This window comes from Limnohabitans sp. 2KL-51, assembly GCF_003063645.1.
Classification (GTDB): Bacteria; Pseudomonadota; Gammaproteobacteria; order Burkholderiales; family Burkholderiaceae_C; genus Limnohabitans_A.
Genome location: NZ_NESJ01000018.1, coordinates 42,104 through 54,300, shown reverse-complemented (window position 1 = coordinate 54,300; position 12,197 = coordinate 42,104). Strand labels below are relative to the sequence as shown.

Sequence of the window (12,197 nt, the reverse complement as noted above, 5' to 3'; positions counted from 1 at the left end):
TGGTGAAGCTGAAACCATCGGGTTCATCCTTGTTTTCTATTCTTGAGCAAGGGCAGCAAGCCGCCTGCGTCGACCATGTCCATCAAAAAACCCGGGATCGGGGCACACACCATCGTCTGACCATTGGCGCGAATCACCTGTGGTGTGTCACCTTCGAAGTGCAAAGACAAACGCTCGCCTTCTTCGATCTGGCTGGCCTCAGGGCAGGTCAGCAACAGCAAACCGAGGTTGAAGGCATTGCGGAAATACAAGCCGCTGTAGGCAGGCGCGATCACCGCCGCCAGACCCAAGTGCCGCAACACGCCTGCGGCCTGCTCGCGAGAAGAACCAATGCCGAAATTGGCGCCCGCCACGATCACGTCGCCTTCGCGCACACCCGAGGCAAAGTCGCCGCGCACCGCCTCCAGGCAATGCCAGCCGATCACTTCCAGACCGTGCTTCATGTAAGCGCCGGGGGCCAGCGCATCGGTGTCCACATCGGCGCCCACACGCCACACGCGTGCGTTCTCGAAACTGCGCTTGTTCATGCCAACACCTCGCGTGCATCGCTGATGCGCCCGCGCAAGGCCGAGGCGGCCACCGTGTAGGGCGAGGCCAAATACACATTCACGCTGGCCGGGCCCATGCGGCCCTTGAAATTGCGGGCGGTGGTCGAAATCACGGTGGAGCCTTCGGGAAAGGTTGCGCCGTAGCCCGCACACGCGCCGCAACTGTTGGGCAACACGGTGGCGCCCGCGTCTTGCAGGATTTGCATCACACCTTCTTGCGTGGCTTGGGCTTGCTCGCGGGCGCTGGCTGGGGCCACCATCAGCTGCACACCCGCAGCCACACGCTGGCCTTTGAGCACCGATGCAGCGGCACGCAGGTCTTCGAGCTTGGCACCGGTGCAAGCACCGATGTATGCGATGTTGGGTTGGACATCGGCAAATTCACCCACATCCCGCGTGTTCGCCGGGCTGTGCGGCGCGGCCACTTGCGGACTGAGGGTACAAGCATCAAAGCTGTGCTGTTCAAACTCGGCATCTTCGTCGGTGTGCCACTGCTCAGACCCGGTTAAATGCGCCGGGTCCACACCCACACCGCGCAGGTATTTCAAAGTGGTCTCGTCAGCCGCGATCAACCCGGCCTGCGCACCCATCTCGGCGCTCATGTTGGACAGCGTCATGCGTTCGGCCATTGACAGCGCCTGCACGGCAGCCCCCGCGAACTCCACCGCCTGGTATTGCCCACCGTTCATGCCAAAGCGCCCCACCATGTGCAGCATCATGTCCTTGGCCGACACACCAGTTTGAAGGCGACCCGACCATTGCATGCGCAAGGTTCGCGGCACCTGCACCCAGATTTGACCGGTGACGCACACGCCCAGCATCTCGGTCGCACCGATGCCGAACATATAGCAGCCAAAGGCACCGCCCGTGGGCGAATGCGAGTCGCCCCCCACGCAAAACATACCGGGCTTGAGATGGCCCCGCTCGGGCAGCACCACATGGCAAATCCCTTCGCTGTCAATCACATGCGGCAACTTCCAAAGCTTGGCGGTGTCGCGTGCGATCTGCACAATCTGCTGCGCATCGGCGTCTTGTGCGGGCACATAGTGGTCCAGCACCAGCACCACTTTGTTTTTGTCCCAGATCTCAGCGCCCAGCTCATCCAGCATGGGTTTCAAGCGGCGCGGGCCCGATGAGTCATGGAACATGGCCAGGTCCACGTTGCAGGTGACCACCTCGCCCACGGCCACATGGGCGCGGCCAGAGGCGCGAGCGATGAGTTTTTGCGCCAAGGTTTGAGAAAGGATGGCGCTCATTCTGGTTTGGCTCCTGCGTACTGCACCACCTTGCGCCAGCGCACGATCTCGCTGTCGACAAACCGGGAAAATTCTTCAGGGCTATTGCCCACAGGCGTGGCGCCTTCGTTTTCGATGCGGCGCTTGACCTCAGGCGACTGGACCGCAGCGCGGGCGGCATCGGCCAGCTTTTTGGCCACCTCGGGATTCATGCGCCCCGGCGCAAACAGGCCAAACCAGGCACTGGACTCGTAGCCAGGCAAGCTCTCGCCAATGGCGGGCACATCCGGGAAAGCCGCCAGCCGCTTGGCGCTGGTCACGCCCAGCGCCTTGAGCTTTCCCGCCTTGATGTGCGACTGCACATTGCCAACCGCCGCGAACATCAGGTCCACCTGACCGGCCAGCACATCCTGCACCGCAGGGGCCGTGCCCCGGTATGGGATGTTGACGATGAACACGCCCGCCTGCATCTTGAACGCGTCACCCGCCATGTGCAGCGACGAGCCCAAGGCACCAATGGCAAAGTTCAGCTGACCAGGCTTGGTTTTGGCCAGCGCCATCAACTCTTTCACGTTGTTCGCCGGCAACCTGGGGTGTGCAACCAAAATGGACGGCGAGGTAGACACCATGGTCAGCGGCGTGAAATCCTTGACCGGGTCAAACGGCAAACTGGGGTAAAGCGATGCGTTGATGGCGTGGCTGGTAAAACTCATGAGCAGCGTGTTGCCATCGGGCGCGGCCTTGGCGACCGCGTCAGCGGCCAGGTTGCCGCCCGCGCCAGGCTTGTTCTCGACCACCACCGTGCGGCCCAGTTGCGTGCCCAACACCATGGCCAATGTGCGGGCCATGGTGTCGGTGGTGCCGCCTGCAGGCGCACCCACCAGAATCTTGATGGGCGGCTGCGGTTGAGCCCATGCCGGCAACACCAGCCCGCCCAAGCTCAGAAAAATCAACGACAAAAACAATTGGCGCCGTGAAGTCATAGGGTCTGTCATTTAGAAAACGATGTTGGCGTCAATGCACCTGAATCACGATGGCCCACCATGCGACTCACATGCCCAAATAGGCTTGGCGAAGCGTGTCGCTGGCCAATAATTCAGCCGGTGTCCCGGTAAAACGGATCTGGCCGTTTTCCATCACATACGCACGGTCGGCGATGTCGAGCGACTGGCCCACGTTTTGCTCCACCAGCAAAATCGCCAGGCCGCTGCTGCGCAGCTGCGAGATCAGGCCAAACAACTCTTCCACCAACAAGGGCGACAAACCCAGTGAGGGCTCGTCCAGAATCAACAGGCGCGGCTCAGCCATCAGGCCCCGGCCAATCGCCAGCATCTGCTGCTCGCCACCACTCAAAGTGCCGGCCAACTGCGCCACACGCTCTTTCAGTCGCGGAAAGGTTTCGTAAACCTTGTCCAGGTTTTGTAGCTTTCGCTCACGTCCCCGGGTGAAGGCCCCCAGCTCCAGGTTCTCGTGCACGCTCAGGTTGGGGAAGACCTTGCGGCCTTCCGGCACCTGAATCAAACCGTGCTTGACCACCTGGCGAGAGTGCCAACCCGTGATGTCTTGACCGTCAAAACCCACTTGCCCCGCACGCGCAGCCACCAGGCCGCTGAGCGTGAGGTTGAGCGTGGTCTTGCCTGCGCCATTGCTGCCCAACAGCGCCACCAGCTCGCCGGGCATGACCTGCAGGTCCACACCGCGCAAGACCTCGACCACGCCGTAGCCGGATTTGAGGCCCTGCACATTCAACAGAGCGCTCATGCCTGAACCTCCTGCGCTGTCTTGGCTTGGGCCGCATTCTTTTGCAGCCGCTCGGCCGTACCGTGGCCCAGATAGGCCTCCACCACGGCCTTGTTGTTCGTCACCTCGGCGGGTGTGCCATGGGCAATCAGCTGCCCCTGCGCCAACACCCACACCTCTTGCGCCAGGCTCATCACCGCTTGCATGACGTGTTCGATCATCAGCACCGTCACGCCGCTTTGGGCAATGCCCTGCACCACCGGGATCATCTCGGCAATTTCTTGTGGGTTCAATCCGGCCAAGACTTCGTCGAGCAGCAGCAAGCGCGGACGCGTGGCCAGTGCACGCGCCAATTCCAACCGTTTGCGCCCCGCTACCGTCAGGTCGCTGGCCAGCTTGTCCAGCTGGGGCGTCAAACCCACCTGTTGCGCCACCGACTCTGCAAATTCAAGCGCCCCGGCGCGGCTTGGCAAATGCAGGTGCGCCCCCACCGCGATGTTTTCACGCACGGTCTGCGCGGCAAATGGCTGCACGATCTGGAACGTGCGCGTCAAGCCCATGCGGGCGTTCAGGTGCGGCGGCTGGCCGGTGATGTCTTGACCGTCGAATACGACCTTGCCTGTGTCGGGGATCAGGAATCCAGACATGAGCGCGAACAAGGTGGTCTTGCCCGCGCCGTTGGGGCCAATCAAGGCGCTCAAGCACCCTTCGGTCACCGACAGGCTCACGTTTTGCACGGCCTTCAGGCCGCCAAAGGATTTGCCCACGCCGTCGATCTGCAGCAGCGTGCTCATGGTTTGTCTCCGTCAGACTTCTGGCCGCGCAGCCACTGCAGCGGCGTGATGGTGCCCAGCCCCGCAATGCCACGCGGCAAGAACATCACAATCACGATCAACACCACGCCATAAATCACCATGTTGATGCCCGGCAGTTGACCGAACAAATTGCGCGTGACATCGGCCAGTATGTGCAGACTCACCGCCCCCAAGAGCGGTCCCCACAGCGTGCCCATGCCGCCCACGATCGCGCCCACCAGGGCCTCGACCGAGGTGTGCGCCCCAAAGGCAATGCCCGGGTCGATGTACTGGAACACCTGCACATAAAACGCCCCGGCTGCGCCCATCAAGCCACCCGACAAAACGGTAGCAATCAACTTGACGCTGAAGGGGTTGACTCCAATGGCGCGGGCCGCGTCTTCGTTGTCACGCACAGCCTGCAGGTAAGCGCCAAAGCGCGAATGGCGCAGCCATGCCGTGATGCACAGCGCCAACGTGACCAGGCCCAGCATCAGCCAGATGAAACCGGCGCGGTTGCCAAACTGCATGTTGGCCGCCGACTCTTTGAGCGGCAACATCAGGCCCACACCCGCACCGGTAAAGGGCACCGAAGTGGCCAAAATTCGGAACACCTCGGCAAAGGCCAGAGTCACCAGAGCAAAGTAAGAGCCCTTGAGTCCATAGCGGAACGAGGCCGCGCCCACAAAGGCCCCCACGGCCGCCGCAAACACCATGGCCAGAGGCAAAGCCACCCAGGGGCTCAGGCCCCACTGCATTTGCGCAATGGCCTGCACATAAGCGCCGGTGCCGAAAAACAAAGCATGGCCAAACGAAAACTGTCCCCCAAAACCACCCAGCACATTCCAAGCTTGCGACAGCAAGCACGCGTACAAAGCGGTCATCACAAAGTTGAGCATCACGCCAGATTGTGTAAAAAATGGCACCGCGCCTACGATCAAAACAAACAGAACGATGTTGCGAAAGTCTTTCATGCCTTCGCTCCAAAAAATCCTTGCGGCCGCAGCAAGAGCACCACAATGAAAATCACAAAAATGCCCACTTGACCCAGCGATTCACCCAGCAGCAAACCGCCCAGCGACTCGACCACACCAATCAGCAAACCGCCCAGCAAGGCTCCGGCAAAACTGCCCATACCGCCCAGCACCACGATGGTGAAGGCCACCAGCACAAAACCATTGCCCACCTGCGGGTTGACGTAATAGGCCGGCATCAAAAAACAGGCCGCAGCGCCCAGACTGGCCAGCCCCAAGCCAAAGCACATCGCGTACACATGGTCCACATCGATGCCCATCAAACGTGCACCTTGCTTCTCTTTGGACACGGCACGAATGGCCCGGCCCAGATCGGTTTTTTGCACGATGAGCAGCATCACGGCCGACACCACCAAAGCACCAGCAAAAGACACCAGTTTGGGCAAGGCGATGAAGGCTGGGCCAATTTCGACGGTGGTCAAGGTGTAGGCCGTTTCAATGGTGCGCGTGTCAGATTTGAAAAACAGCAGCGCCAGGTTTTCCAGCACGATAGAAATGCCCAACGTGACGAGCAAGATGTTTTCATCCTTGCCATGGCTGGCCCGGTTGATGACGCCGCGCTGCAGCGCGTAGCCCAGCACAAACATGGCAGGCACCATGATGGGCAGGGCCATGTAGGGATCGACCCCGAAGTGTTGCTTCAACATGTACACGCCATACAGCGCCACCATCAAAGACGCGCCATGCGCGAAATTGATGATGTGCAAAACGCCATAAATGAGCGTGAGGCCCAGCGCGATCAGCGCATAGACGGCACCGGTGGTGATGCCGTTCAGCACCGAAGGAAACAGGATGTTGAAGTCCAGCATCGGGATCTTTCAGTTCAACAAACCGGATCAGCCCTTGAGCGGGAAGATCGGTTCAATTTCACGGTAATCGCGCGGCACGATCACCTTGATGTCGCCTTTGTAGACCTGGGTCATCAGGGGCTGCGCGCCCATGTTCTGACCATTGACAAACTGCGTGGGGCCGTAGGGCATGATGTGGTTCGAGAACTTGCTCGAAGCCAACGCATCGATGATGGCCGCGCGGTCAGTGGACTTGGCGCGCTCAATGGCATCGGCCAGCAGCATCATGGCGGTGTAGGTCATGAACACTTCGTAGCTGAAGAACTGGCCCTGTGCTTCCACGCGCTTGCGCAACTCGGCCGAGCGCTTGTCCTTGGGGTTGAACCAATGGTTGCAGTCGATGATGCCGTTGGCCGCTTCTGGAAACTCCTTGACGAACTTGTAGCTTGAAGCTGCGCCGCCCAACACTGAATAGATGGCCTTGGGCGTGATTTTTTGCTGCTGCAAAGTGCGCACCAAGAGTGCGTATTCGTTGTAGTAGTTGGCCGGGATCAGGATGTCGGGGTTGACCTGCTTGATGCGCAGCGCGATGTTGTTGAAGTCACGCGTGGGGTTGGCGTGCTTGATGACTTCTTTCACCTCGTAGCCGTAGCCGGGCAGTTCTTTGGCCAGCAAGTTGGCGGTGCCTGTGCCGAACAAAGACTCTTCATGCACGATCATCACGGTGCGGGCGGGCTTGCCTGCAGCGGTGTTCAAAACGTGCAGGCTGGACACGGCCACTTCGGCGCACTTTTTGTAGCCGGGGCCAAAGCGGAAGGTGTTTTTCAGGCCGCGCTCGACGATCTGATCGGCCACACCGACGTCCACCACATGGGGCAAGTTGTATTTGGCAGCCGCTTGGGTGGTGGCCAGGCAAATGGCCGAGGCAAAGGCCCCCACCACAGCGCTCACACCGGCTTCGTTCATCTTCTCGATTTCGGCCGTGCCCGCTTGCGGGTTGGACTGCGCGTCGCCCAGCATGGCTTCGATCTTGGCGCCGCCCAGCGACTTGATGCCGCCAGCCTTGTTGATGTCCTCAATCGCCATCAATGCGCCCATGCGGCACTGCTGCCCCGAGTAAGCCAAGGCACCGGTGACGGGGTGCAAAACACCCACTTTGATGGGCTTGGGCTGCGCCCCGCCGACCAAAGGAAAAGCGAGAGCCGAGGCCGCAGCAGCGGACTGGCCCATGAAAGTGCGACGTGAGGTCATGAGAACATCCTTGAAAAAGTTAATGAAAGTTAGCGGACAACTCTTCGCTTACCCACACCTTGGCATCGATGCTGCCAACGCGGGATAACTGCATTTGGTATTCGTACCGGTCCGGTCGGTACAAACCATGCAGCCATTGGACGGGACGGTCGTCCTCGTCATAAATCAAACGCCGCACCGCCAACAAGGCCGATCCGACAGAAACATCCAGGTGTTGGGCCATGCCCACATCGGCCAAGCGTGCCGAGATGGTCTGCTCGGCCCGGCCCACTTTGACACCCGACTCTTCGAGCAAAACCAAAATGGGCTTTTGCGCCAATTCGCGCTTGCCAAACCCCGAAGAAATGGCATCGGGCACCCAGGTGGTGATGTGCGACAGGGGACCCTCGGGCGTGCTGCGCACGCGCTCGGCTTTTTGAACCATGGTCTTGGCAGGCAACTTCAATGCTGCCGCCACATCCACCGGCGCACGCATGTGCTCGACACTCAGCACCTTGACCTTGGTGCGCATGCCCATGGTGACCAGGTTCTCGAGCAAACCCGTCAAACGCGCTTGCTGACCCGAGGCCATGGTGGAGGCCTGCATCTGCACCTCTAACGCCCGCGCCGCAACGGGTCGAGTGCCACGTCCGGGTTCGCGGTGGATCAAGCCCTCTTCAGCCAATTGCGACAAGGCCCGACGCACGGTGACACGCGCCACACCAAACTGCCCCATCAAGGCCAACTCGCCCGGCAAACCCTGGTCGAAACGACCCTCGCGCAATTGCTCGCGCAGCACCAGATAAATCTGGTGGTACTTGGGCAAAGGCAGATGGGCATCCATGACCGTTATGGTGAAACAGTCCTATTGTCCTGTCAATGGGACATTCAGGTCTTATGCATAGAACATTTCATCAGGGATTTCCCTTGGTTACGGACAGTGCACGCTGGAAATCGCGCGATCGCAAATTCTTCACGTCACTGCGAGGAGCGCAGCAATGCGGCAGTCTGCCTCACCTTAGCGCTCCAGCACACTCTTCACGTCACTGCGAGGAGCGCAGCGACGCGGCAGTCTGTTTCACGCGTAGCGCAAGCGCAAATCCCGCTTGAGCAGTTTGCCGCTCGGGTTCTTAGGCAGTGTGTCGGTGAAGACCACGCGTTTAGGGCACTTGAAACCGGCCATGTGCTGGGCGCAGTGGGCGATCACCGCGGCCTCGTCCAAGTTCTGCCCGGCCTTGACCACCACCACCGCTGTCACCGCCTCCACCCACTTGGGGTCAGGCAAGCCAATCACCGCCACTTCGCTCACCTGCGGCAGGCGGTAAATCATTTCTTCGACCTCGCGGCTGGCCACGTTTTCGCCGCCGGACTTGATCATGTCCTTCTTGCGGTCCACCACAGAGATATAGCCCTCCTCGTCGAGGGTGCCCAGATCTCCGCTGTGGAACCAGTCGCCCTCAAACGCCGCCTGGGTGCGCTCGTCGTCGTGGTAATAGCCCAGCATCAAATGTGGCGAGCGGTGCACGATCTCGCCGACCTCGCCCACGGCCACATCCTGCATGTCGTCGTTCACCACGCGGGTTTCGACGTTGCGCACCGCCTTGCCGCATGAACCCAGTTTGCGCAGCTGATCCTCTGGGCCGAGCAGGGTGGCCAACGGGGCGATTTCAGTCTGGCCGTACAGATTCCATAAACGCACCTTGGGCAGTCGCGAAGCCAACTCTTTGAGCACCTCCACCGGCATGATGGATGCGCCGTAGTAGCCCTTGGCCAATTGGGAGAGCTTGTCCACATCCATCAGCGGCGAGCGCAGCAGCGCAATCCACACCGTGGGCGGTGCAAAGAAGCTGGTGATGCCAAACTTTTCGAGCATGGGCAGCAGGTTGTCGGGGGTGGGTTTGGACGTGATCACGTTGGTGCTGCCCATGTAAATGGCCGGGCCAAAGAACACATCGAGCTGGGCGCAGTGGTACAGCGGCAGCGCGTGCAGGGCTACATCCTGCTCGGCAATTTCGGCGTCGATCACGCAGCTGACGTATTGCCACAGCACCGCATCGTGCGTGAGCTGTGCGCCTTTGGGCGACGATTCGGTGCCGCTGGTGTAGACGATCTGCGCCACGTCATAACTGCCCAGTTGCACATCGGGCAGCGCATCCTGGCAGTTGGCCAGCGTGTCAAAGCTGTGCATGCCCGGCACGTTCTGGCTCGGATCTTCAGAAGGCAGCCAGATGAACTGCTCGACTTTTGTGTCCAGTTTGCTGGCGGCCTGTGCCAGCTCGGCCAGGCCGCTGTCGGTGGCCAACGTTTGGGCGCCGGCGTGCCGCAGGATGTAAGCCACCTCTTCGGCCTTGAGCATGAAGTTGATGGGCACCATGACCGCACCCCGGCGGGCCAGCGCAAAGCGCAACGCGGCAAAACCGTGCGAGTTGCGGGCCAGCACCGCCACCTTGTCGCCCTCGGCCACACCGATGCTGGCCAGGCCTGCGCACAGGCGCGTCACCAGCGCATCGAACTCGGCATAGGTCCAGGTGGTCGCGCCACAAACGATGCCGGTTTTGGTGGGCAAGCGAATCGCCGTGCGTCGCAAGGCATCGGCAATCGTTTGGCGGCGAACGGCGGGGTGGATGGCGGTCTGGGTAACGGGCGACATGGGTCTGGCTCCTGCATCGATATGATCCAGAGATTCAACATCAGACCCACGAGAATTCCATTGGCACTTCCACCACCCTCCCCCCGAAAACTGTCACATACGCGAACCGTGGTGTACCAAGGCTTTGACCGCGAAGACGGTCTGTGGGACATCGAAGCCGAACTGACCGACGTCAAGACCTTCAGTTTTCAGGTGCCCAACGAACGGCTTTTCCCTGGCCATGAGCCAATTCACGGCCTGAAAATCCGCGTCACGCTCAACAACCAAATGGTCATCCAGGACATCGCCACCTCCATGGACGACATCCCGCACGCCGAATGCACCGGCGCGCCACACAACATGCACAAACTCATCGGCTGCACCATGGGCCCGGGTTGGCGCAAGGTCATCAACCAACATGTGGGCGGCACTGACGGCTGCACCCACCTGCGCGAGATGCTGTTCAACATGGCCACGGCCGCTTACCAAACCCTGCCCTCAGGCCAATGGCAGCGCCGCGAACTGGCAGGCCAGCCCCACCCCGAAATGACCCAAGCGCCCTATTTCCTGGGCCAATGCCACAGCTGGGCCTTTGACAGCCCGACGGTGCAAAGGGCTTATCCGATGTTTTTCAAACCTAAAACGGTTGTGGGCATGGAGAACTGAGCCGGAGCTTGCCTGCGATAATCAATCACTTCATAAGCGCGTCAGCGCTTTTCTTTTTCACAGCCTCTGGATCTACACCATGAACCGCTGCACTTTGGTCCTTCGCGGGCGTGCTTTGCTTTGCTTTGACTTCATCACCTCCGTCACTTCCGTGGAGGCCGCATGAGCAAGAAGGTCTTCATCAAAACATTTGGCTGCCAGATGAACGAGTACGACTCGGACAAGATGGCCGATGTGCTCGGCGCGGCCCAGGGTTATGAGCCCACGCAAAACGTGGACGAGGCCGATCTGATTTTGTTCAACACCTGCTCGGTGCGCGAGAAGGCGCAAGAAAAAGTCTTCAGCGACTTGGGCCGGGTGCAGCACCTCAAAGCCAAGGGCGTGCTGATTGGCGTGGGCGGCTGCGTGGCCAGCCAAGAGGGTGCCGAGATCATCAAGCGTGCACCTTATGTGGACGTGGTATTTGGCCCGCAAACCCTGCACCGCCTGCCCGAGTTGCTGAACGAGCGCGAGCGCAAGCAGCGCCCGCAGGTGGACATCAGCTTCCCCGAGATTGAAAAGTTTGACCACCTGCCGCCTGCCAAGGTGGACGGTGCCACGGCCTTTGTCTCGATCATGGAAGGCTGCAGCAAATATTGCAGTTACTGTGTGGTGCCCTACACCCGGGGCGAAGAGGTTTCGCGCCCCTTTGACGATGTGCTGGTCGAGGTGGCGGGTTTGGCTGCGCAGGGCGTGAAAGAGATCACGCTGCTGGGCCAGAACGTGAACGCTTACCGGGGCAAGATGGGCGATACCGCTGACATCGCCGACTTTGCCTTGTTGCTGGAATACGTGGCCGACATGCCGGGCATCGAGCGCATCCGCTATGTGACCAGCCACCCGAACGAGTTCACACAGCGCTTGATTGACGCGTACGAAAAAATTCCCAAACTGGTGAGCCACTTGCACCTGCCGGTGCAGCACGGCTCAGACCGCATTTTGATGGCCATGAAGCGCGGCTACACCGCCATGGAATACAAGAGCACGATCCGCAAGCTGCGGGCGATCCGCCCCGACATGTCGCTCAGCAGCGATTTCATCGTGGGCTTTCCCGGCGAGACCGAGGACGACTTCAGCAAGATGATGAAGCTGATCACCGACGTGGGTTTTGACACGAGTTTCAGCTTCATCTTCAGCCCCCGCCCCGGCACGCCTGCGGCCAACTTGCACGACGACACGCCGCACACCGAAAAATTGCGCCGCCTGCACCACCTGCAAGCGACCATCGAAGAGAACGTGCAGCGCATCGGCGAGAGCCGCGTGGGCACGGTGCAGCGCATTTTGGTGGAGCGCCCTTCACGCAAGGACGCGACCGAGCTGGCGGGTCGCACTGAATGCAACCGGGTGGTCAACTTCCCCGGCGGCCCCAACATGGACCGCCTGATCGGTCAGATGGCGGATGTGCGTATCACCCAAGGCCTGTCGCATTCGCTACGAGGTGAGTTGGTCATTCGCGATTGAAACCAGGCGACATGCCGGGACTGATGAAACAAC

Annotated in this window: 12 protein-coding genes; 2 read left to right on the top strand and 10 right to left on the bottom strand. The window is 60.5% G+C overall.

Annotated features, from left to right (window positions below; genetic code table 11):
* Positions 1-23: 23 nt before the first annotated feature.
* From B9Z49_RS17390 to B9Z49_RS17345, 10 genes are all read right to left on the bottom strand, one after another.
* Positions 24-527: a 3-isopropylmalate dehydratase gene (locus tag B9Z49_RS17390; protein ID WP_108354701.1), complete on the bottom strand. Its 504-nt coding sequence runs from the start codon at positions 525-527 to the stop codon at positions 24-26.
* Positions 524-1,804 carry a 3-isopropylmalate dehydratase large subunit gene (locus tag B9Z49_RS17385; protein ID WP_108354700.1) on the bottom strand — a complete coding sequence of 427 codons (1,281 nt, stop codon included), beginning with the start codon at positions 1,802-1,804 and terminating at the stop codon, positions 524-526. The genes B9Z49_RS17390 and B9Z49_RS17385 overlap by 4 nt, the downstream gene beginning before the upstream one ends.
* Positions 1,801-2,766 carry a tripartite tricarboxylate transporter substrate binding protein gene (locus B9Z49_RS17380; RefSeq protein ID WP_233254687.1) on the bottom strand — a complete coding sequence of 322 codons (966 nt, stop codon included), beginning with the start codon at positions 2,764-2,766 and terminating at the stop codon, positions 1,801-1,803. The genes B9Z49_RS17385 and B9Z49_RS17380 overlap by 4 nt, the downstream gene beginning before the upstream one ends.
* Before the next feature lie 67 nt (positions 2,767-2,833).
* Positions 2,834-3,544 (bottom strand): ABC transporter ATP-binding protein, encoded by a 711-nt coding sequence (locus B9Z49_RS17375; protein ID WP_108354698.1) that lies wholly within the window; start codon positions 3,542-3,544, stop codon positions 2,834-2,836.
* Positions 3,541-4,317, bottom strand: a complete 777-nt coding sequence (locus tag B9Z49_RS17370; protein WP_108354697.1) for an ABC transporter ATP-binding protein — start codon at positions 4,315-4,317, stop codon at positions 3,541-3,543. Before B9Z49_RS17370 ends, B9Z49_RS17375 begins: the two co-directional genes overlap by 4 nt.
* Positions 4,314-5,291, bottom strand: coding sequence for a branched-chain amino acid ABC transporter permease (locus B9Z49_RS17365; RefSeq protein WP_108354696.1), 978 nt, complete (start codon positions 5,289-5,291; stop codon positions 4,314-4,316). The genes B9Z49_RS17370 and B9Z49_RS17365 overlap by 4 nt, the downstream gene beginning before the upstream one ends.
* A complete protein-coding gene (locus B9Z49_RS17360; RefSeq protein ID WP_108354695.1) occupies positions 5,288-6,160 on the bottom strand; it encodes a branched-chain amino acid ABC transporter permease in 873 nt (290 codons plus the stop codon). Before B9Z49_RS17360 ends, B9Z49_RS17365 begins: the two co-directional genes overlap by 4 nt.
* Before the next feature lie 27 nt (positions 6,161-6,187).
* On the bottom strand, positions 6,188-7,390 hold the full coding sequence (locus tag B9Z49_RS17355; protein WP_108354694.1) for an ABC transporter substrate-binding protein: 1,203 nt from the start codon (positions 7,388-7,390) through the stop codon (positions 6,188-6,190).
* Between the two features lie 19 nt (positions 7,391-7,409).
* A complete protein-coding gene (locus B9Z49_RS17350) occupies positions 7,410-8,213 on the bottom strand; it encodes a GntR family transcriptional regulator (RefSeq protein WP_199225094.1) in 804 nt (267 codons plus the stop codon).
* Between the two features lie 234 nt (positions 8,214-8,447).
* Positions 8,448-10,019 carry an acyl-CoA synthetase gene (locus B9Z49_RS17345; RefSeq protein WP_199225093.1) on the bottom strand — a complete coding sequence of 524 codons (1,572 nt, stop codon included), beginning with the start codon at positions 10,017-10,019 and terminating at the stop codon, positions 8,448-8,450.
* Between the two features lie 60 nt (positions 10,020-10,079).
* Here B9Z49_RS17345 and B9Z49_RS17340 point away from each other — a divergent pair, with 60 nt between their 5' ends.
* Together B9Z49_RS17340 and miaB are read left to right on the top strand one after the other, a co-directional pair.
* Complete coding sequence (locus B9Z49_RS17340) at positions 10,080-10,664, top strand: DUF2889 domain-containing protein (protein ID WP_233254686.1); 585 nt, start codon at positions 10,080-10,082, stop codon at positions 10,662-10,664.
* A gap of 162 nt (positions 10,665-10,826) precedes the next feature.
* Positions 10,827-12,164: a tRNA (N6-isopentenyl adenosine(37)-C2)-methylthiotransferase MiaB gene (gene miaB, locus B9Z49_RS17335; protein WP_108354692.1), complete on the top strand. Its 1,338-nt coding sequence runs from the start codon at positions 10,827-10,829 to the stop codon at positions 12,162-12,164.
* Positions 12,165-12,197: the final 33 nt, after the last annotated feature.